Consider the following 22,393-nt stretch of genomic DNA (forward strand, 5'->3'; position numbering starts at 1 on the left):
ACCGTCGCGACATGAGCGAATACGACCCGCAGTACGGGTCAGAGGGCGTGGACCGGCTGCCATTCTCCACAGAGGAAAAGTCGCGGCGCTACCGGACCGAGAACTACCGCGGCGCGGTGGGCCTGAACTGGTATCGCACCGATCCGACCCTGCAGTTCACGATGGCCTACTACCTACAGCCCGACGAATTGGCCGTGGTGGAGCCCCATTTGGCGAGCATGGGCGAGCTGATGGGCGGCCCGGTGGCACGGTGGGCCGAGGAGACCGACCGCAACCCGCCGCGGCTGGAGCGCTACGACCGGTGGGGACACGACATCAGCCAGGTGGTCATGCCGGCGTCGTTCACGCAGTCCAAGCGCGCCGTGCTGGACGCCCAGCAGGCCCTGCGCAGCGACGCGCGGGCCGCCAAGGTCAGCTCGGGCCTCGCTCTCTTCGCGTCCAACTACCTGCTCAACCAGGCCGACATCGGCATGGGCTGTGCCCTCGGCACCGGCGGCGGCATGGTCCAGTCGCTGGTGGCCGCCTACGCGCCGGCCGACGTGCGCGAGCACGTGCTGGCCAAGTTCGCCTCCGGCGAGTGGGCGGGCGAGACGGCGCAGTTGCTGACCGAACGCACCGGCGGCTCGGACCTGGGTGCGCTGGAGACGACGGCGACGCGCGCCGGGGACGCGTGGATTCTCAACGGGTTCAAGTGGTTTGCGTCCAATTGCGCGGGCGAGGCTTTCGTGGTGCTGGCCAAACCGGAAGGCGCCCCGGACAGTTCGCGCGGTGTCGCGAATTTTCTCGTGCTGCGCAACCGCCGCGACGGCTCGCGCAACGGGGTTCGGGTGCGGCGGCTCAAGGACAAGCTCGGCACCCGGTCGGTGGCCTCGGGCGAGGTCGAGTTCGTCGACGCGGAGGCGTTCCTGCTGTCCGACGAACCCAGCTCGGACGCGGGGCCATCCGACGGCAAGGGGCTGGGCCGCATGATGGAACTCACCAACGCCGCGCGCCTCGGTATCGCCCTGTTCGGTCTCGCCAATGCCCGTCGCGCCCTGGTGGAATCGCTGTGTTACGCCCGCCGGCGGCACGCGTTCGGCGGGGCGCTCATCGACAAGCCGCTGATGCGGCGCAAGCTCGCCGAGATGATGGTCGATGTCGAGGCGGCGCTCGCGCTCGTCTTCGACGGCACCGGCGCCGCCAACCATCGGCAGCCCCGCGGTATGCGCCAGCGCATCGCGGTGCCCGTCACCAAGCTCAAGGTGTGCCGGCTGGGCATCACCGCGGCGTCCGACGCGATCGAAATCCACGGCGGCAACGGCTATATCGAGACGTGGCCGGTGGCCCGGCTGCTGCGCGACGCGCAGGTGAACACGATCTGGGAGGGCCCCGACAACATTTTGTGCCTCGACGTGCGGCGCGGCATCGAGCAGTCCCGCGCGCATGAGACGCTGCTGGCGCGGCTGCGCGACGCCGTGTCGGTTTCCGACGACGACGAGACGACGCGCCTGGTGGCCGGGCGCATCGAGGATCTGGACGCGGCGATCACGGCGTGGAGCAAGCTCGACCGCGAGGTCGCCGAGGCACGGCTGTTCCCGCTGGCGCAGTTCATGGGCGACGTCTACGCGGGCGCGCTGCTCACCGAGCAGGCCGCCTGGGAGCGCGACACCAGGGGCGGCGACCGCAAAGCGCTCGTCGCCCGGCTCTATGCGCGGCGCTACCTCGCCGACCGGGGTCCGCTGCGCGGCATCGAGGACGAATCCGACGAGGCGCTGGAGCGTTTCGACGAGTTGGTGGACGGGGCGCTGCGGATATAGCGCGAGCAGACGCAAAATCGCACAATTTCGTTGTCGAATGGGCGATTTTGCGTCTGCTCGCCGAAGGACTAGACCGGGATCAGGCCGTGCTTGCGTGCGACGCGGAACCACAGTTGCTTGTCGCGCAGCAGGTGCATCGACTTGCGGAGCAGCAGCCGTGTCTGGTGCGGGTCGATGACCGCGTCGATGAATCCCCGCTCGGCGGCGGTCCACGGGATCGCCATGTTGAGGTTGTAGCCCTCGATGAAGTCCTTCTTGATCTGCTGCGCCTCGGGTGTTGTCGGGTCCGGGAACCGCTTCATCAAGAGCTGCGCGGCGCCCTCGGCGCCGATCACCGCGATGCGCGCGGTAGGCCAGGCGAAGTTGAAGTCGGCGGTCAGCTGTCGGGAGCCCATCACGGCGTAGGCGCCGCCATAGGACTTGCGGATCGTGATCGTCACCTTCGGCACGTCGGCCTCGACGACCGAGTACAGGAACCGGCCGCCGCGCTTGATGATGCCCCGCTTCTCCTCCTCCGCGCCCGGCAGGAAGCCCGGCGTGTCCACGACGAAAACCAGCGGGATGTTGAACGCGTCGCAGAACCGGATGAACCGGGCCGCCTTGTCGGAGGCCTCGTTGTCGATGGAACCGGACAGGTGCATCGGCTGGTTGGCGACCACGCCGACCGGGCGCCCGTCGACCCGGGCGTACCCGGTGATGATGGCCGGCCCGTGCTGCGCGGCGACCTCGAGGAAGTCGCCGTCGTCGAAGATGCGCAGCAGGATCTCGTGCATGTCGTAGGCCATGTTGTCGGAGTCCGGCACGATCGAGTCGAGCTCCAGATCGGTCGGCGTGATCTCCGGCTCCAGGCCGGGGTTGACGATCGGCGGCTTGTCGAAGCAGTTGGACGGCAGAAACGACAGGAAGTCGCGCACGTACTGGAACGCCTCGGCCTCGGAGTCGACGACCTGGTGGATGTTGCCGTAGCGGGCCTGCGCGTCGGAGCCGCCGAGCTCGTCGAGGGTGACGTCCTCGCCGGTGACCTCCCGGATCACGTCGGGTCCCGTCACGAAGAAGTAGCCCTGGTCGCGCACCGACACCAGCAAGTCGTCCTGGATCGGCGAATACACCGCTCCCCCAGCGCATTTGCCGAAAATGAGGGAGATCTGCGGAACCAGACCGGACAGCGCCTCGTGGCGCCGGCCCAGCTCGGCGTACCACGCCAACGAGGTGACCGCGTCCTGGATGCGGGCGCCGCCGGAGTCCTGGATGCCGATGATCGGGCACCCGACCATCGCGCACCATTCCATTAGCCGGGCCACCTTGCGGCCGAACATCTCGCCGACCGTGCCCTGGAACACGGTCTGGTCGTGGGAGAACACCCCGACCGGGCGGCCGTCGATCATCGCGTGGCCGGTGACGCACCCGTCGCCGTAGAGCGCATTCGGGTCGTTCGGCGTCTTGGCCAGCGCCCCGACCTCGAAGAACGTGCCGGGATCGACCAGCGCGTGCACCCGCGCGCGGGCGCTCGGGATGCCCTTCTTGTCGCGCTTGGCGGCCGCCTTCTCGCCGCCGGGTTCCTTGGCGAGTTCCAGGCGAGCGTGCAGCTCGGCCAACTTCTCCGCAGTGGTGTGCTGAACGGGCGCTGGAGCTGGCACGGTCTCCGTCACTACTTGCCTACCTAACCTGTTCGGACTTGTCCTGCTGCCGTTCGGCATCGATCTTGTTCAGCGCCTGGGTCATGTGCGCGCCGACCTTCGCGATGATCGGCTCGTCGATGGCCTGGATGTGCTCGCCACCGATCGGCACGATCTCGAGGTCGGACACGTACTCGCCCCAGCCGCCGTCCGGCTTGCGGGTGGCGTAGCGCGGCTCGAACATGATCGCGTCGTCATGGTAGCGATCGGCCATGTAGAGCGTGACGTGCCCGTCGTACGGCTGGATCTGGGCGGTGTCGATGGCCCGGTTGTCCAGGTACGACGTGCGCTGGTGCTCGATGATCCCGGCCGGGATCTGCACCCCGCTCTGACTGACCGCCTCCAGCACGAACTTGATCTGGCCCTCGTCGTCGAGCTGCTCGAGGTGCTCGTAGGGGATCTCCGGAATGGTGACGTTGAACGTCTTCTCGGCGAACCGGGCGTAGCGATCCCAGCGCTTGCGGATCTCCTCCTTGGTCTGCGGAACCTCCTCGCCCGCTCGCACCGCGTCGATCAGGCCGACCCACTCGACGTCCTTGCCCAGTCGCTTCAGCCCGATCGCGCACGCGTAGGCCAGCACGCCGCCGAGAGACCAGCCGGCCAGGATGTAGGGCCCGTCGCCCTGCATCTCGATCAGCTTCGGAACGTATTGCGCCGCACGCTCTTCGATCGTGCCCTCGACCCGCTCGAGCCCGTACATCGGGGTGTCCGCCGGCAACCGGTTGAGCAGCGGCTCGTAGACCACCGTCGAACCGCCGGCCGGGTGGAACACGAACACCGGGGTCCGCGTGCTGCCCTCCGGGCGCGCCCGCAGGGTTCGCACGAAACCGTCGACCACCCCGGCCTCCAGGTGCTCGCGCACCTTCTCGGCCAGCGCCTCGATGTTCTCCGACGCCAACACGTCCTCGGCGGTGATCGGACCCTCGGCGCGCTCCGAAAGCCGTTGCGCCATCTTGGCGGCGGCGTCGGCGTCCAGCTTGGGCAGCGGGTTGAAGATGCCGCCCGGGGACTTGCCGGTCACGATCGCCCACGTGGCGAACGCGACCCGCTCGGCCGCGTCGCGCGGCGGCACGTCGGAGTTGAGCGCCTGGGCGACCGCCTGCTGGTTGAGCGCCTCCGCCGCCCCGGCCAGGTTCGGCTGGCCGCCGTTGGTTGCCCCATTCCCGGCCGGCCCGGCCGGTCCAGACGGGTTGGTCGGCGGCGGCGGGATCGGAAGATCCTGCGCCGGGGGCGCCTGCGTCTGCGGCTCGGCCTGCGGGTCGGGAGCCGGCGCCACCACCGACGCGGGCGTCGCGCCGCTGAGCAATTCGGCCTGCTCCCTGGCGATCTCCTCGGCCGTCTGCGTCTTCTGGTGCTCGGCAAGCTGCTGCACCTCGTCGCGGTGCTCGACGGCGTACTCGATCAGCTTCTCGACCGCGTAGAGGTTGGCGTCGCGCACCGCGGTCAGCTGGATCGGCGGGAGGTCGAAGTCGTATTCGACGCGGTTCTTGATCCGCACCGCCATCAGCGAATCGAGGCCCAGCTCGATCAGCGGCACCTCCCACGGCAGGTCCTCGGGCTCGTAACCCATGGCCGCGCCGACGATGGCGCCGAGCCGATCGGCAATGGTCTCGCCGGAATCCGGCGACCACTTGCTGAAACCGGCCGGCATGTACCGGTTGGTCAAGCTGTCGGTGAGCGCCTCCTGCTCCGGACCTTCGGAGGAAGCCTCCGGCGCGGCCGCCACGGTGGCCTCGATCGCCGTGCCCGCGCCGACCGCAACCGGCAGCACGGACTCGGCACCGCCCCGCGTCACCAGCGCGTCGTACACGAGCGTGAACGACTCGTCGATGCGGGCGTGCACCTGAACCGACGCCCCGCCGGGATGCCGGGTCAGGGTGGTCACCAGCCGGGAGCCCTCCCCCGGCTTGGCGCGCTCCTCGGCGGCGGTCAACTTGGCGTCCGGAAGCACTTCGGCCGCAGCCGCTTTCACCAACGACGCCAAATCCGTCAGGCCCTTGGGCGCGTACTCCCACACGTGGCGGCCGTCCGGCAGCGCGACGTGGTTACCCGGCATGATGATCGCGCCGCTGCCCGAGGCGACCTGCACGTCGAGCCAGTGCTCCTTGCGCTTGAACCGGGTCGGCGGGATGTTTGCGTAATCCTGCGGCCCCGCGGCCCGGGTGAACAGCGTGCGCGGGTCCAGGTCGTGGCCGTAGACGTAGAGCTGGGCCAGTGTCGAGATGATCGACTCGACCTCGTCCTGCTTGCGGGCCAGCGTCGGGATCAGCTGGGCGTCGTGCAGCCCGGCGTCCGCCGTGGTCAGGCCGACCTGCATCAGCGCGACGGGGTTGGGCGCGAGTTCGACGAAGGTGGTGTGCCCACTGTCGACGGCGTTGCGGATTCCGTGGGTGAAGTAGACGGAATGACGCAGCCCCTTCTTCCAGTAGTCCACGTCGTGGATCGGCTCGCTGCCCGGCTTGATGTAGCTGCCCTCGTGCACGGTCGAGTAGATGCCGCACGTCGGGCTCATCGGCTTGATGCCCTGCAGCTCCGCGGCCAGCTCCCCGAGCAGGGGATCCATCTGCTGGGTGTGGCTGGCGCCCTTGGTCTGGAACTTGCGGGCGAACTTGCCCTCGGCCTCGGCCCGGGCGATGATCGCGTCCACCTGGTCGGGCGGTCCGCCGATGACGGTCTGGGTGGGTGCGGCGTAGACGCACACCTCCAGGTCGGGGTAGTCGGAGAACACCGTCTTGATCTCGTCGGCGGAGTACTCCACCAGCGCCATCAGCCGGATGTACTCACCGAACAGCATCGCCTCGCCCTCGCCCATCAGGTGCGAGCGCGAGCAGATGGCCCGGGTGGCGTCGCGCAGCGACAGGCCGCCGGCGAAGTACGCCGACGCCGCCTCGCCCAGCGACTGGCCGACCACGGCGGCGGGCTTGGCGCCGTGATGCTTGAGCAGCTCGCCCAGCGCGATCTGGATCGCGAAGATGGTCACCTGGGTGGTCTCGATGCCGTAGTCCTGCGAGTCGTCCAGGATCAGCTCGAGCACCGAGTAGCCCAGCTCGTCCTGGACCAGCGCGTCGACCTTCTCGATCCACTTGGCGAAGACCTCGTTGCGCAGGTACAGGCTCTTGCCCATCTTGCGGTGCTGCGCGCCGAAACCGGCCAGCACCCACACCGGTCCGTTGCTCACCGGGCCGTCGACGCTGAACACGTTCGGCCGCTGCTTGCCCTCGGCGATCGCGCGCAGGCCCTTGATGGCCTCCTCGTGGTCGTGCGCCAGCACCACCGCGCGCGAGCGGCCGTGGTTGCGACGCGAGAGCGACCGACCGATCGATTCCAGCGACGACGCCTGGCCCTCGGGGCTTTCCATCCAGTCCGCGAGCTCCGCCGCCGCGGCCTTCTTGCGGGAGGTCAGGAACGCCGACACGACGAGCGGGATCACCGGTGGCGGAAGCTCTTGCGCCGCAAGCTCTTCCAGTGCCGCGGCTTTGAGCTCCAGCGCCTCCTCGGTGACCTCCGGCAGGTCGGGCTCTTCCTCCTCGGCCGCTGCGGTGGCGTCGGGGATGATGTTGCCGAAGTCGTCGAACCGCAGCGAGTGCGCCTCGAACGTGGGCGCTTGAGCGGTTTCCGAGGCCGCCTCGGCGACCGCCTTCGCCTCGGGCTGCGGCTCCGGCTCCTTCTCGATCACGTCGCGGGGCAAGACCTCGCGCACCACCACGTGCGCGTTGGCCCCACCGAAGCCGAAGCTGGATACTCCGGCCAACGCGTAGCCGCCGTAGCGCGGCCAATCGGTTGCCTTGTCAATCACTTTCAGGCGCATCGCGTCGAAGTCGATGTAGGGGCTGGGCCCGGCGAAGTTGAGCGACGGCGGCAGCTTGTCGTGCTGCAGCGCCAGCACCACCTTGGCCATGCTGGCCGCGCCGGCGGCCGACTCCATGTGCCCCACATTGGTTTTCACCGCGCCCAGCAGCGCCGGGCGGTCGGCCGGACGGCCCCTGCCGACGACGCGGCCCAGCGCCTCGGCCTCGATCGGGTCACCGAGGACGGTGCCGGTGCCGTGCGCCTCGATGTAGTCGACGTTGCGCGGATCGATGCCGGCGTCCTTGTAGGCCCGGCGCAGCACGTCGGCCTGGGCGTCCTGGTTGGGCGCGATCAGGCCGTTGGACCGGCCGTCGTGGTTGACCGCACTGCCGGCGATCACGGCCAGGATCTGGTCACCGTCGCGGCGGGCGTCGTCGACCCGCTTGAGCACCAGCATGCCGGCGCCCTCCGAGCGGGTGTAGCCGTCGGCATCCGAGGAGAACGACTTGATCCGGCCGTCCGGCGCCAGCACCGCCCCGATCTCGTCGAAACCGAGCGTCACCGCGGGCGTGATCAGCGCGTTGACGCCACCGGCCACCGCCACGTCGGCCTCGCCGTTGCGCAGCGCCTGCACCGCCTGGTGGATCGCCACCAGCGAGCTCGAGCACGCGGTGTCGACCGCGACGGACGGCCCACGGAAGTCGTAGAAGTAGGACACCCGGTTCGCGATGATCGACGGTGAGTTACCGGTGATCGCGTACGGGTGCGCGGCCGTCGGGTCGGAGATGGCCAAGAAGCCGTAGTCATGGTTGGAAACGCCGACGAAGACGCCGACCGCCTCACCGCGCAGACTCGACGCCGGGATGCGCGCGTGCTCGAGCGCCTCCCAGGTCAGCTCCAGCGCCATCCGCTGCTGCGGGTCGATGTTGTCGGCCTCGGTCTTGGCGATCGCGAAGAACTCGGAGTCGAAGCCCTTGATGTCCTTCAGATAGCCGCCGCGGGTGCGGGCCTTCGTGATCCGCTCGGCCAGCCGCGGCTCGTCGAGAAATTCCTCCCAGCGGCCCTCGGGCAGATCGGTGATGGCGTCGCGGCCCTCGATCAGCGCCTGCCAGGTTTCCTCGGGGCTGTTCATGTCGCCGGGCAGGCGGGTCGCCAGGCCCACGACGGCGATGTCGACGCGCTCGGCGGGGCCTTTGCGCGACCAGTCGACGACGTCGTCGTCCGACAGGTCCGGTTCGGGCTCGCCCTCGATGATCCGGGTCGCCAGCGACTCGATGGTCGGATGCTGGAACGCCACCGCGACCGACAGCGTGACACCGGTCATGTCCTCGATGTCGGCGGCCATCGCCACCGCGTCGCGCGACGACAGGCCCAGCTCGACCATCGGCACCGACTCGTCGATCGAATCGGGCGACTGCCCGGTGGCCTTGGCGACGTAGTTCCGCAGCCATTGGCGCATCTCGGGGACGGACATGTCGGCCTTCTTGGCGGGCAGATTCTCCTGGGATTCGTCTATGTCAGTCATGATTCCTGGTTCAGTCGTTCGCGCCCGCGAAGGCGGTCGGGGAACCGATGCCGCTGCGCAGGCTTCCGTCGAGGTAGGCGGCGCGGCAGGCGCGGCGCCCGATCTTGCCGCTCGAGGTGCGCGGGATGGTTCCGGCCTGCACCAGCAGCAGGTCGCGCACCGTGACGCCGTGCCGCACGGCGATGGCCGCGCGGATGTCGTCGGCGATGGGCTGGTAGTCGAGCTTGTGCGTGCCGGCGGCGCGCTCGGCGACGATCACGAGCTGCTCGGAGGTGTCCTCGGGGTCGTGCTTGATGCCGGCGTGCGGGTTGTCGAATACGACCTGGGGCAGCTGGTTGGCCGGGACCGAGAAGGCGGCCACGTAGCCGGTGCGCAGCGCGCGGCTGGCTTCCTGCGCCGAGTACTCGAGGTCCTGCGGGTAGTGGTTGCGCCCGTCGATGATGACCAGGTCCTTGATGCGGCCGACGATATAGAGGTGGCCGTCGTGGTAGGTGCCGTAGTCACCGGTGCGCACCCACAGCCCGTCGTCCGCGGCGCCCTCGGCGTGCGACTCGCTGATGCGGGACTTCAGGATGTTGCGGAAGGTGTGCTGGGTTTCCTCTTCCTTGCCCCAGTACCCGGTGCCGAGGTTGTTGCCGTGCAGCCAGATCTCGCCGACATGCCCGTCCGGCAGCTCGCTGGCCGTGTCCGGGTCGACGATGACGGCCCACTCGTCGACACCGATGATGCCGGCGGACACCTGGGGGACCGCGTTCGGCGCGTCGGCGGGGACCTCGACGAAGCGTTGGTTGTTCATCTCGTCGCGGTCGACGTGGATGACCCGGGGCGCCTCGTCCATCGGCGTCGTGGAGACGAACAAAGTCGCCTCGGCCAGGCCATAGGACGGCTTGATCGCCGTCTTCCGCAGGCCGTACGGCGCGAACGCCTCGTAGAACTTGCGCATCGACGCCGGGGACACCGGCTCGCTGCCGTTGAGGATGCCCTTCACGTTGCTCAGGTCCAGGGGCGGCTCACCCTCCTTGGGCGCGCCGCGCACCGCGGCGTGCTCGAAGGCGAAGTTCGGCGCGACGGTGAAGACCTCGCACTCCGGGGCGTCGTCGGGCTTGCGCGCCATCTCCCGGATCCACCGGCCCGGCCGCCGCACGAACGCGGCCGGGGTCATGAAGGTGAAACTCTGGCCGAGCACCGGCGACAGCAGCGCAGTGATCAGGCCCATGTCGTGGAAGAAGGGCAGCCAGGACAACCCGCGGTCGCCCTCTTTGCCCTCGAGGCCGTTGAGCACCTGCAGCACGTTGGTCGGCAGGTTCAGGTGGGTGATCTGCACGCCGGTCGGGGTGCGCGTGGAGCCGGAGGTGTACTGCAAGTAGGCGATGGTGTTCTCGTCGGCCACCGGCTCTTCCCAGGTGGCGGCGACCTCGTTCGGCACGGCGTCGACGGCGATGACGCGCGGGCGCTCCTTGGCCGAGCGGGCGCGGATGAACTTGCGGACTCCCTCGGCGGCCTCGGTGGTGGTCAGGATGGTCGACGGGGTGCAGTCGTCGAGCACGGCGTGCAGACGGCCGACGTGGCCCGGTTCGCTCGGGTCGAACAGCGGCACGGCGATCCTGCAGGCATACAGCGCGCCGAAGAACGCGACCAGGTAGTTGAGGTTCTGGGGGCACAGGATGGCGATGCGGTCGCCGGGCTGGGTGACCTGTTGCAGGCGAGCGCCGACGGCCCGGTTGCGGGCGCTGAACTCCGACCAGGAGATGTCGCGGTACTCGCCGTCGCGCTCGGTGGAGTAGTCGATGAACCGATAGGCGAGCTTTTCGCCGCGAACCTTCGCCCATTTCTCAACGTGACGAACCAGGTTCGTGTTGTCCGGGAACCTGATCTTCCCATTCACGATGAACGGGTTGTGGTACGCCATGCCGTCTTCTCCTGTCACAACCATCTCGGTCGGCTTGGCCGACTCAATGCCTTGCCGGCTTCGCCGACTGGTCCTCTATACACGAGCCGGCTGTGCACGACACCCGGCTGGGAGCGCCGGTCCGTGCCAGTCCCCGCCAGCTTCGGCCCCGATCGGGACCGCAACCAAGTGCTGATTGCTCTTAATTTTCTCTTAATGTTAAGGGCCGCCCCGCGGCAGACCAAATCACAAGGTACCGCCGATCCCGTCACGGATTCGCCTACGTCGCGGCTGTGTCTAGTGCCTCTTCCTCGGGCCGACCCGGCCCATCGTCATCCGGCCGAGTCACCCATGTTTGGGATGCGGCGCGTTTTCGATCAGCCCGCGGACCCAATTCAGCGTCCAATCGGTCGCCGGAGCCCCGTCGAGGTTCCAGAACTGCGTCGTGGCATACAGCGCGTGGACCGGCTGCCCGGCGCCACCGGCCAGGGTGTTCAACGTGTCCGGCAGCTTGGCGACGCTGAACGCTTCGTTCGGCGCCGCGCAGATGAGGTCACCCGGTGCGCAGATCTCGTTCGTCTTGCCGTTCAGCGCGCCGAAGCCGCCCGGCCGCGCACCCGTCATGGTCAGGCCGAGCCCGGACAGCACCGGCACCTCGTGCAGCGTGATCTCGGCGCCCTCGCCCGGCGGGTTGGGCCCGATGTCGTTGCCCACCCCGTCCTGGCGACGGCCGTCGGCGATCAACGTCACACCGAGCACCAGGTCGTCGTCGACGGGTCCGCGGCCGTTGCCGATGTCGCTGGCGATGTCGCCGATGATCACCGCGCCCTGGGAGAAACCCATCAGCACGTAACTGGTCAGCGGGCACTTGTTGTTCATGTCGGTCATCGCCTGGACCGTCGCGCGGGTGCCCTCCGCCCGGCTTTCGTTGTAGGACATCTGCGTGTCGCCGCTCAACGGGTTGTGGAACTGCGCCGTGTAGGGGGTGGTGTACGTCTGCACCCGCGACGACGGGAACTGCTGGGAGATCTCGTTTGTCACCTTGTGCAGCAACGCATTCGGGAACTGCCCCGGGTTGAGCGGGTCGTCCTGCGGGGCGGACTCCCAGGTGCCGGGGACGTTGACCAGCTGCACGTCGGGGCACGAGGCGTCCTGAGACGCCGGCCGCGGCTTGTGCGGGTGGGTCGACGTGGAGGGCGGCGGCAGGATGCCGGGGGGCACGGCGCTGGGCGGCGATTCGCGGTTGCGCAGCAGCGTGATGACGGCCACCACGACCAGCAACACGACGCCCGCCACGGCAAGGGCGGCAACCCAGGCGAGGATCCGGTGGCGTTTACGCCGCGCGCTCGTCGTCATGGTCTCCTGCCAGCAGAGTCGGTCGATCGCAGCTCGGTTCCCGGGCAAGCGGACGTCCCGCCCCCTGCTGCACTTTCCTACACGGTACCGGCGTTGCGCGCGGCACCCCGGGCCTCGCCGTCCTAGCGGATCGCGCCCACGATGTCGCCCGACATGGCGCCCAGCTGACCCGCCCACGAGCCCCAGCCGTTGTCGCCGCCGCCGGGGAAGTCGAAGTGGCCGTTGTGCCCGCCGACGCTGCGGTACTGCTGGTAGAACATCCGGCTGTTGCCCATCGCCTCGCCGGCCTGGCCGATCATGGCGGCGGGATCGCTGGCCGCGTCGGTGGTCGGGCTCCACACCCAAACGCGGGTGTTGTTCTGCGCCAGCAGGGAGGCGTGCACCCACGGGTCGTGCCACTTCCACCGGCCCAGCTGCGGCGCGCCCCACATGCCGTTGCCGTCAACGCCGCCGAACTGCTGCAGTCCGGCCAGGATCGAACCGTTCGTCGTGGTGTTCGACGGGTACAGGAAACCGGACAGCGAACCGGCGAATCCGAAGCGGTCGGGGTGGAAGCAAGCCAGCGCCATCGCGGCATAGCCGCCCTGGGAGGCGCCGACGGCGGCGTGCCCGCCGGGTGCCAGGCCCTTGTTGGCGGCCAGCCAGTTGGGCAGCTCGCTGGACAGGAAGGTGTCCCACTGCTTGCTGCCGTCGTTCTCCCAGTTGGTGTACATGCTGTAGGCGCCCCCGGCGGGTGCCACCACCGAGATGCCCTTGCCGGCCAGCGTGTTCATCGCGTTGCCGGCGGTGACCCAGTTGCTGACGTCCGGGGCGGCGTCGAAGGGGTCCAGCAGATACACCGCGTGCGGACCGCCGGCCAGGAAGGCCACCGGGATGTCACGGCCCATCGCCGCCGACGGGACCATCAGGCTTTCGTAACCCGCGGCCCTGGCCTTGCCGGCGGTCGCGGTCGTCACCAAGGCGAAGGTCACCCCCAACCCGACGGACAGTGCGATGACGCCAAACATCCGCAGAAGCGCTGACAGACCCCGTACGACCCTCATGTCCACCCTCCATCGTCTAGTCGCTGTGTCTGCACATTAGCCAGGGCGGTAGTCGGGGCGGTCAGCAGGGTAGTGATATAGGCCACACTCGCCGCGCGCAAACCAACGGCGGCGACCCGATTGGATCGCCGCCGTCAGTCGCGTTGCTCGTTCTTAGGTGCCGGTGCCGGTGCCGGTGCCCTGGTTGCCCGCGGCCGCGGCCGTGGCCGGACCGGCGCCCGGGGTGGCGCCCAGCGTCGACTGCAGGTCACCCTTCATCGCCTGCAGCTGCGCGCCCCAGTAGGGCCAGTCGTGGGTGCCGTTGGCGTCGAAGTTCCACACCGCGTTGTGGCCGCCGGCCTGGTTGTACGCGTCCTGGAACTTCAGGTTGCTGGTGCGCACGAAGCCCTCGAGGAACTTGGCGGGCAGGTTGTCGCCACCCAGGTCCGACGGCTTGCCGTTACCGCAGTACACCCAGATGCGGGTGTTGTTCGCGACCAGCTTGCCGACCTGAAGCGACGGGTCGTTGCGCTGCCAGGCGGGGTCCTCCTTGGGGCCCCACATGTCCTTGGTCTTGTAGCCACCCGCGTCGCCCATGGCCAGCCCGATCAGCGACGGGCCCATCCCCTGCGACGGGTCGAGCAGCGCCGACAGCGAGCCGGCGTAGACGAACTGGTTCGGGTGGTAGGCGGCCAGGATCAGCGCCGACGACCCGGCCATCGACAGACCGACCGCGGCGTTGTTGGTGGACCGGACCTGCTTGTTGGCCGACAGGTACGCCGGCAGCTCGCTGGTCAGGAAGGTCTCCCACTTGTAGGTGGTGCAGCCGGCCTTACCGCACGCGGGCGCATACCAGTCGGAGTAGAAGCTGGACTGCCCACCGACCGGCATGACCACGGCGATGCCCGACTGGTTGTACCACTCGAACGCCGGGGTGTTGATGTCCCAGCCGTTGTAGTCGTCCTGCGCGCGCATGCCGTCGAGCAGGTAGAGCGCCGGCGCGTTGGCACCACCGCTTTGGAACTGAACCTTAATGTCGCGGCCCATAGCGGCCGAGGGAACCTGCAGGTACTCCACCGGCAGACCCGGGCGTGAGAACGCCCCGGCGGTCGCCGAGCCCCCCACGGCGCCAATCAGACCCGAGAGCAGGGCCGCGCCAACGGCCCCCACCACGAGTCGTCGTGGCATGCGAGCCACGGCGCCGCGAAACCTGTCGACAAGCGTCATCCTTGCTTCCTCATCCTTTCGGCGCGCCTCAGTACAGGCGCATCGTCGAATTGGGTCGTACTGCATACGATCTGCGCAGCAGTGCTCGTGTAGTCAACCACACCATCGGCCATCCCCTCTCATCGAGCAGGTCAGGCAAACAGCCATTCAGCGCATTTTTGCAACGATTTTCGGGCCGAGCGGTGCGGTCGAGAATCGCGTTTCCGCATGTGCTTGGCCGCGGTCGATCACTGGTGAGAGCACAGATGTGAAGTTGCTGGCAATGTCCCGCACAGTCACCGGCAGCGCCGGTTTGGAGATGTGCCGAAAAAAATCCGGATGCGACGTCTCATTCGCGGGGAGGCGGCGGGATCGCCTGCGGAACCGGCAGCCCACACCTGGCGAGCTCGTAGAGCGGAACGCGATCGATTCGGTACTTGGTGAACTCGAAGCTGTGTACGACGTTGGAAACGAAGCGATGCAAGGTCATTGGCGCTCGCACCGAGCTCAGCATCGCCTTCGTCTCGGGGCATTGCAGCGCCGCGACGGCCTGCGCGACCCAGTTCACGTCCAAATAGCCTGGAATTCCCGGATACAACTTCACCCACGGGCCGTCGGCGATCACCCAGTCGGGGAAGAGGTTCTTGTCGTGCCCGATTCGGCCGTGCTTCAGCCGTTCCGTGTGCTGGGCGAGCGGGTTTGCCAGCCCGATCTGGTCGATCACCCGCACATCAAGCCCGACGTTCATCCCCAGCATGCCCAGGTTGGTGAAAAACACGGCATGCTGCGGTTTTTGCGGCGCCTTGGCATCCCCGGGCGCGGGCTGCAGCATCGGCACCAGGTCCCACTGGGTGTAGTTGCCCGACGGCAGCAACAACGCTCCCTCCGGGGTGTTGTCGAGCGCGGTCAGGACGGCGGCCATCCTCGGGTAGTCCAGGTAGTCGGCGGCCGTCAGCGGGTGCGCATGCCCGGTGGCCTGTGCGTAGAAGCGGCGCTCGTCGACGATGCCCGAGTAGGTGACGTGGGTGGCGTCGTCGCCCATCCCGGGTGAGTTTGCTGCCCACAGCGACCAGCCCGCGACGCCCAGCCACAGCGCGCCGGCGGCACCGGCCGCCCAGTAGCCCGTCTCCCGCGAATAGTCCTGCCCGTCGGGCAGGACAACCGGGACGACGGCCACCGGCGCCAGCAAACAAAATAGCGGCGCCAGCAACACCCTCGCGTGCATGAAATCGCCGCCCTGCCGGATCCAGTAGAGCCCCTGCAGCAGGCCGCTGACGAGGACGAATGCGACGACCGCCGACGGGCTCTGCACCGCCCGCGCCAGCCGCCCGTAATCCGGCGACAGCGCCGGGCGCAGGAACGACGGGCGCCGCCGGGCCACCACCACCAGCACGCCGAGCGGCACCAGCAGCAGCACCGGAACCCACACGGCGTAGGGCGCATTGAAGTTGGACAGGTAGATCATCCCCTGCGACCACTTGTCGCCCGCCGCGTCCTTGGCCAACGCCGTGCCGGGCACCAGCAGGCCGTAGTAGCCCATCCGGAAGATCTCGTAGGCGACCGGCAGAAACCCGCCGGCCACCACGACCAGCGCCCGGCGCCGCCAGGTGCGGGCGGCGATGAGCATCATGATCAGCGCCAGCCCGCCCATCAGCGCCAGCTCGGGTCGGACGAGAACGCTGAACCCGGCGACGAAGGCCAGCGCACTGACGAAGACCGGGCCACCCGGACGCCCGCGCACCGGCTGCGCCCAGCACACCATCATCCACCACAGCAGCCCCAGGTAGGCCAGCGCCAGGCCGCTCTCCAGGCCCGATGTGGCAAAGTCGCGGGCGGGCGGCAACGCGATGTAGACCAGCGCGCCGGCGGGCAGCATGATCGCCCGGCGCCCCCGCAGGCTGGGCGCGTACAACCGGCCGGCACCCAGCATCAAAAATGCCACGCCCAGCACCGAAAGCGTCAGGGCCAGCGCCAAAGCCACGTACTCCATGCGCATCGGGCCGCCGACCCAGCTGCCCACATACATCAGATAGGTCCACGCCGTGGAGGTGTTCGCCTCGACCCGTTCGCCCTGGTTGAACACCGGGCCGTTGCCGGCCAGCAAATTGCGCACCGTGCGCAGCACGATGAGCCCGTCGTCGGCGATCCAGCGCCGCTGCCACGCGCCCCAGCCGAACAGGACGGCGACCACCGCCACGCTGATCCACAGGCTGACCCGCACCGCGGTGACGTAGGGGAATAGCGGCCGGCCGGGCCGCCTGATCACCGGCCGGCGCAGCACTCCCACCCCCAGCGCCTTCAGGCCGTTCAGATGGGGGCTAGCCGAAGGCAACGGCGGCCCCAACTGTTGCGATCCACGCCAGCGCCAACAGCTGCAGCACCCGGTCGCGCAACGCAATGTCTTCGGGCTCCCCGGCCAGCCCGCCGTCGACGTCGACCGCGTAGCGCAGGATCGCGATGGTGAACGGGACCATGGACACCACGAACCAGCCCGCCTCGCCGTGTTCGCGCTCGAATGCCCACAGCCCGTAGCACAGCACCACCGCGGTGGCCGACATCGTCCAGACGAAGCGCAGGTAGGTGCTGGTGTAGCTCTCCAGCGCCTTGCGGATCGCCGCGCCGGTGCGTTCGGCCAGTTGCAGTTCGGCGTAACGCTTGCCGGCCACCATGAACAGCGACGCGAATGCCGCCATGAGCAAAAACCACTGCGACAGCCGGGTGTCGGTGGCCGCGCCCCCGGCGATGGCCCGCAGCAGGTACGCCGACGACACGATGCAGATGTCCATCACCGCCTGGTGCTTGAGGCCGAAGCAGTAGCCCAGCTGCATGGCGATGTAGACCGCCATCACCACGGCCAGGTTGGGCGTCAGCCACCACGCCAGGCCGAGCGACGCCACCCCGAGCACCACCGCCAGGGCATAGGCCAGCCATTCCGGCACCACGCCGGCGGCGATCGGGCGGAACCGTTTGGTGGGGTGTTCGCGGTCGGCCTCGACGTCGCGGACGTCGTTGATCAGGTACACCGCGGAGGCCGCCAGGCTGAACACCGCGAAGGCTACCGCCACCTGAATTCCCAGCTGGCCGTAGTCATATCGGTGACCGCGTCCCGCCGCGCTCAGCGGCGCGGCCAGGACGAGCACGTTCTTCACCCACTGGCGCGGGCGGATCGCCTTGACCACCCCGACGATCAGGTTCGCCGGAGGCCCGACCACCACGTCTTCACTCATTTGGGCACGCCTCTCGCGCTCGGTCGGCGATCCCCGCGACGGCGGCACCGAGGGCGATGCCGAAGGCTACGTCGCTGGGATAGTGCACGCCCAGCAGTATCCGCGACAGCGCCATCGGAGGGACGAGCAACACGGGTAACGGGAGCCCGGTTGCGCGACTCATCAGGATGGCCGCGGCGGTGGTGGAGGTGGCGTGCGCGGAGGGGAAGCTCAGTTGGCTCGGCGTGCCGACGTTCACCGCGACCGCCGGGTGATGGGGCCGCTTGCGCCGCACCAGGCGCTTGACCAGCACGGCGGCGGCGTGCGCGACGAACGCGCCGGCCCCGGCCACCAGCCACTCGCGGCGACGGCTCGGCATCAGCACCGCACCGAGCAGCGCCACCACCAGCCAGCCGATGCTGTGCTCGCCGAAGTGGGACAGGCCTCGCGCCGCACCCAGCATTCCGGGCCTGTCGGCCAGCGCCGACTGGACGGCCACCAGCGCGGCCACCTCACCGCGCGGGGCGGCCGATTCAACCATGTTTTGACTCGCCGGCCGGCAACAACGCCGTCTCCCACTTCTGCTTGCTGGACAGCACGGGCAGCGCCTCCCGGTAGACCCGGCGCATCTCGTCGAACCGGCCCAGCAACTTGCGCTGGCGGCGTAGCGATTTCAGCAACAGCGACATCATCTTTCGCCGGTCGCGCTGCCGGTAGACCACGCCGCACCCGTCGGCGGTCGTGACCGTCACGCCGTCGACCGTGCAGAGCCGGAACCAGCGCGCGTCCTGGGTCGGCACGTTGTACTCCGGACGCGTGTGGGCTTCCGGGTCGGCCGCTGTCATGTTGTGCAATATCCCGCGTGCCAGCCGGTAACTGATGGAAACGGGGTTCACCGGCGGCTTCATCGCCTTGGTCTTGTTCTGCGGCGGCGGCAGCTCGCTCGCGGCCGGCAGCACGACGGCGTCCGGGTACTCCTTGCGGATGCGGTGCACTTCCGGCAGCGCCGATTCCAGGATCGAGAAGATGTGCTCGGGACCGGCCAGAAAGTCGTCGATCGCCCTGTTCTGGATCGCGACCGTCGAGTATTCAAGGCAGGCAAGGTGTTTCAGCGTCGCCTTGAGGTGGCTGCGGACCAATCCGGTGATATCGCCGTCCCAGTGCAGCGCCGCGACCACCAACCGGTTGCGCAAGTGGAAATAGGCCTGCCAGTCGATGGCGTCGTCCTTGTCGCTCCAGGCCATGTGCCAGATCGCGGCCCCGGGCAAGGTGACCGTCGGATAGCCGTGCTCGCCGGCGCGCAGGCCGTATTCGGCGTCGTCCCATTTGATGAACAACGGCACCGGCTGGCCGATCTCCTCGGCGACCTGCCGCGGGATCATGCACGTCCACCAGCCGTTGAAGTCGACGTCAATGCGCCGGTGCAGCAGCGCGCTCCGATCGTTGTTGTCGTTCAACGGGAATTGCGCGAAGTCGTGGTCGTACTCGGCGTGCGGCGCGGCGGTCCACATGAAGTTCGACTGGTTGACGACCTCGCCCATGATGTGCAGGTGCGACGGCTCCTGCAGGTTGAGCATCTGACCGCCGATCAGCATCGGCGTCTTGGCGAAGCGGTTCAGCGCCAGCACCCGCAGGATGGTGTCCGGCTCGATGCGGATGTCGTCGTCCATGAACAGGATCTGTTGGCAGTCCGTGTTTTTCAGCGCCTCGTACATCACCCGGCTGTATCCGCCGGAACCGCCGAGGTTCGGCTGATTGTGGATCGACAACCGGTCGCCCAGGCCGGCGGCTGCGGCCGGAAAGTCCGGGTGGTCGCGCACCTTGCGGACGCCCTGGTCCGGCACGATTACCGCCCCAATCACCTTGTCCACCAATGGATCTGCGGTGAGGTCGGCCAGTGCGTTGACACAGTCGGCGGGACGGTTGAAGGTGGGGATACCGACGGCGACGTTGGCGGTGCCCGGAGCGGGCTCGGTGGCGTACCACCCACCGCTGAGCAGGCTGACCGCCGTGTCGGTGGTGATGTCGAACCAGATCCAGCCGCCGTCCTCGAACGGCCGCAGCGGCACCTCGATCTCGACGACCGCCGGCTGATCGTCGGTGCCGACGAACTGGCGGCCCTCCACCGAGATCCGGACCCCGGTGGCCTTGGTCCGGTACACGTCGACGCGTCCGGTTCCGGTCAGCTCGACCCGCAACACCACCGACGTGCAGATCGACCAGCGCCGCCAGTAGCTGGCCGGGAACGCGTTGAAGTACGTCGCGAACGACACCTCCGACTCAGCGCCGATCTGTAGCGAGGTGCGCGATGTCGCGTGCGCGCGCCGCGCGTTGGTGGTCGACTCCTCGAGGTAAAGCTTGCGCACGTCGAGGGGTTCGCCCGGACGCGGCAGGATGATTCGGGACAGCAGACTGACCGCGCTCATTTTGCGCCGCTCCTCCCCATCGCTTCGTCCCCCTCGCCGCTCCGCGGCTGGGGGTGCCCCCACTGCATCGTGACCGCGCTCATGCGTTCGCCCCCTCGTCTTGCATGAGTGGTGCGCCGTCGCGCAGGTGCGGCGCAAGGATGTTGTCGTACATGCTGAGCGCGCTGGCGATGGCCATGTGCATGTCGAGGTATTGGTAGGTGCCCAGCCGGCCGCCGAACAGGACCCTCGACGACGCCGTCTCGGCCCTCGCCCGTTCTCGATAGGCGGCCAACAGGGCGCGGTCGGCCTCGGTGTTGATCGGGTAGTACGGCTCGTCATCGTCTTCGGCGAAGCGGGAGTACTCGCGCATGATCACCGTCTTGTCCGTCGGGTAGTCACGCTCGAGGTGGAAGTGACGGAACTCGTGGATCCGGGTGTAGGGCACGTCGAGGTCGTTGTAGTTCATCACCGGCGTCCCCTGGAAATCCCCGATCGGCAGCACTTCCACCTCGAAGTCCAGTGTGCGCCAGCCCAGGCGGCCCTCGGCGTAGTCGAAGTAGCGGTCCAGCGGCCCCGTGTACACGACGGGGGCGTCCGGTGACTCCGCGCGCAGTTGGTCGCGCACGTCGAACCAGTCGGTGTTCAGCCTGACCTCGATGCGGTCGTCGTCGGCCATCCGCTGCAGCCACGCCGTGTAGCCGTCGACCGGCAGGCCCTCGTAGGTGTCGCTGAAGTATCGGTTGTCGAACGTGTAGCGCACCGGCAGCCGATTGATGACGGCGGCGGGCAGCGTGGCGGGGTCGGTCTGCCACTGCTTGGCCGTGTAGCCCTTGACGAATGCCTCGTACAGGGGCCGGCCGATCAGCGAGATCGCCTTCTCCTCCAGGTTTTGCGCGTCCGCGGTGTTGATCTCGGCGGCCTGCTCGGCGATCAGCTGCCGCGCCTCGTCCGGGGTGAAGTACCGGCCGAAGAACTGCGACACCAGGCCCAGCCCCATGGGGAACTGGTAGGCCTGCCCGTTGTGCATCGCGAAGACGCGGTGGCGGTAGTCGGTGAAGTCGGTGAACTGGCGCACATAATCCCAGACCCTCTTATTAGAGGTGTGAAACAGGTGTGCGCCGTACTTGTGCACCTCGATGCCGGTCTGGGGCTCGGCCTCGGAGTACGCATTGCCGCCCAGATGCGGGCGCCGGTCGAGGACGAGCACGCGCTTCCCGAGTTGGGTAGCCGCGCGCTCGGCAATGGTCAGGCCGAAGAATCCGGAGCCGACGACGAGGAGGTCGAAACGAGCTGTCATCGGTTGCTTAGGGTATCCGACCGGGCGGGCCTAACCCATTTGGCGAGGCCACGGCGCCCGGGTTAGTCCATGTAGCGACTGCTTGGGCATGGTCGGAAACCGCGGTCACAGTCGGACTCTCAATTACCTCACGATTCAATATCAGCACTCTAGTCACAGCAATCTCACTCGTACCATCAACTCTGTGTGCATCACGCCGGATACGACCGGCAGGGCACGCCGACACAACAAGCAGTTCAAATAGTTGTCCAGATACGAGGAGACTTCCGTGCCGAATCGACGCCGACGCAAGGTTTCGACAGCCATGAGCGCGGTCGCCGCTGTGGCAGTGGCGAGTCCTTGCGCATACTTCCTGGTCTACGAATCGACCGCCGGCAGCAAGCCGGCCGAGCACCACGAGTTCAAGCAGGCCGCGGTGATGTCCGACCTGCCCGGCGAGCTGATGGGCGCGCTGTCCCAAGGCCTGTCGCAGTTCGGCATCAACCTGCCGCCGGTGCCCGCCCTCAGCGGAACCGGTGCCACCACACCGGGTCTGACCAGTCCGGGCCTCACCAGCCCGGGCCTGACCAGCCCAGGTTTGACGAGCCCGGGGCTGACCAGCCCAGGCTTGACGAGCCCCTCGCTCACCAGTCCGGCGCTTACCAGCCCGGGCTTGACGAGCCCCGCTTTGGCGAACCCGGGCCTGCCGCCCACGACGCCGGGCACACCCGGGGTCACCACGCCGGGCGCGCTGCCGACGACGCCGGCCGCGGGGCTCAACCCCGCACTTGCCAACCCCGGGCTGACCAGCCCGGCCGGGGTCACACCCGGACTGGCGAGCCCCGGCCTGTCGCCCAGCGAGGTACCGATCGACTCGACGACGGCCGGATTGGACCCGGGCGCCGGCGGCACGTACCCCATCCTCGGTGACCCGTCGACGCTGGGCGGCGCTTCGCCGATCGCGTCCGGCGGCACCGGCGGGACCGGCGGCACCTCTGGCGGCGGCGGCGGGCTGATGAACGACCTGATGCAGGCCGCCAACCAGTTGGGCGCCAACCAGGCGATCGACCTGCTCAAGGGCCTGGTGATGCCGGCCATCACGCAAGGTATCCAGCAGAGCGCCGCGGGTGCCGCGCCGGGTGCCGCGTTGCCGGCCGCCGCGGGTGCGTTGCCGGGTGCGGCCAAGGCCCTGCCGGGCGCCGCCGCTGCCCTGCCTGGCGCTGCGGGTGCCCTGCCAGGTGCCGC

The 22,393-nt window shown here is 68.5% G+C and carries 13 protein-coding genes; 2 read left to right on the forward strand and 11 right to left on the reverse strand.

All coding sequences use genetic code 11. From position 1 onward, the window contains the following. The first annotated feature begins 11 nt into the window (after positions 1-11). Positions 12-1,796, forward strand: a complete 1,785-nt coding sequence (locus N415_RS13880) for an acyl-CoA dehydrogenase family protein (RefSeq protein ID WP_068182464.1) — start codon at positions 12-14, stop codon at positions 1,794-1,796. 68 nt (positions 1,797-1,864) lie between these two features. Here N415_RS13880 and N415_RS13885 read toward each other — a convergent pair whose 3' ends face one another. From N415_RS13885 to glf, 11 genes are all read right to left on the reverse strand, one after another. Then, entirely contained in the window at positions 1,865-3,493 is a 1,629-nt protein-coding gene (locus tag N415_RS13885; RefSeq protein ID WP_239645544.1) for an acyl-CoA carboxylase subunit beta, read from the reverse strand. Continuing rightward, complete coding sequence (gene pks13, locus N415_RS13890; protein ID WP_068182467.1) at positions 3,453-8,786, reverse strand: polyketide synthase Pks13; 5,334 nt, start codon at positions 8,784-8,786, stop codon at positions 3,453-3,455. Before pks13 ends, N415_RS13885 begins: the two co-directional genes overlap by 41 nt. A 10-nt stretch (positions 8,787-8,796) precedes the next feature. Continuing rightward, complete coding sequence (gene fadD32, locus N415_RS13895; protein WP_068182470.1) at positions 8,797-10,695, reverse strand: long-chain-fatty-acid--AMP ligase FadD32; 1,899 nt, start codon at positions 10,693-10,695, stop codon at positions 8,797-8,799. A gap of 324 nt (positions 10,696-11,019) precedes the next feature. After that, the gene (locus N415_RS13900) at positions 11,020-12,030 is read right to left on the reverse strand and encodes a cutinase family protein (protein ID WP_068182472.1); all 1,011 of its coding nucleotides are present in this window, start codon (positions 12,028-12,030) and stop codon (positions 11,020-11,022) included. Positions 12,031-12,152: 122 nt separating this feature from the next. Then, a complete protein-coding gene (locus tag N415_RS13905) occupies positions 12,153-13,073 on the reverse strand; it encodes an alpha/beta hydrolase family protein (protein WP_068182474.1) in 921 nt (306 codons plus the stop codon). Positions 13,074-13,226: 153 nt separating this feature from the next. Beyond that, positions 13,227-14,279 (reverse strand): alpha/beta hydrolase family protein, encoded by a 1,053-nt coding sequence (locus tag N415_RS13910; RefSeq protein WP_068182475.1) that lies wholly within the window; start codon positions 14,277-14,279, stop codon positions 13,227-13,229. A gap of 328 nt (positions 14,280-14,607) precedes the next feature. Beyond that, on the reverse strand, positions 14,608-16,590 hold the full coding sequence (gene aftB / locus N415_RS13915; protein ID WP_275450756.1) for a terminal beta-(1->2)-arabinofuranosyltransferase: 1,983 nt from the start codon (positions 16,588-16,590) through the stop codon (positions 14,608-14,610). Further along, positions 16,577-17,485, reverse strand: coding sequence for a decaprenyl-phosphate phosphoribosyltransferase (locus N415_RS13920; RefSeq protein ID WP_068103426.1), 909 nt, complete (start codon positions 17,483-17,485; stop codon positions 16,577-16,579). Before N415_RS13920 ends, aftB begins: the two co-directional genes overlap by 14 nt. Continuing rightward, entirely contained in the window at positions 17,478-18,005 is a 528-nt protein-coding gene (locus N415_RS13925; RefSeq protein ID WP_068103424.1) for a phosphatase PAP2 family protein, read from the reverse strand. Before N415_RS13925 ends, N415_RS13920 begins: the two co-directional genes overlap by 8 nt. Then, positions 17,998-19,890 carry a glycosyltransferase gene (locus N415_RS13930; RefSeq protein WP_068182479.1) on the reverse strand — a complete coding sequence of 631 codons (1,893 nt, stop codon included), beginning with the start codon at positions 19,888-19,890 and terminating at the stop codon, positions 17,998-18,000. The genes N415_RS13925 and N415_RS13930 overlap by 8 nt, the downstream gene beginning before the upstream one ends. Positions 19,891-19,969: 79 nt before the next feature. Beyond that, a complete protein-coding gene (glf, locus tag N415_RS13935) occupies positions 19,970-21,169 on the reverse strand; it encodes a UDP-galactopyranose mutase (RefSeq protein WP_068182481.1) in 1,200 nt (399 codons plus the stop codon). A 268-nt stretch (positions 21,170-21,437) separates the two neighbouring features. Between glf and N415_RS13940 the strand changes: the two genes are divergently transcribed. Continuing rightward, positions 21,438-22,393, forward strand: a 956-nt coding sequence (locus N415_RS13940; protein ID WP_193376450.1) for a PirG, incomplete at its 3' end; no start/stop codon positions are given.

It is taken from the genome of Mycobacterium sp. UM_CSW (genome assembly GCF_000455205.1).
Lineage (GTDB): Bacteria > Actinomycetota > Actinomycetes > Mycobacteriales > Mycobacteriaceae > Mycobacterium.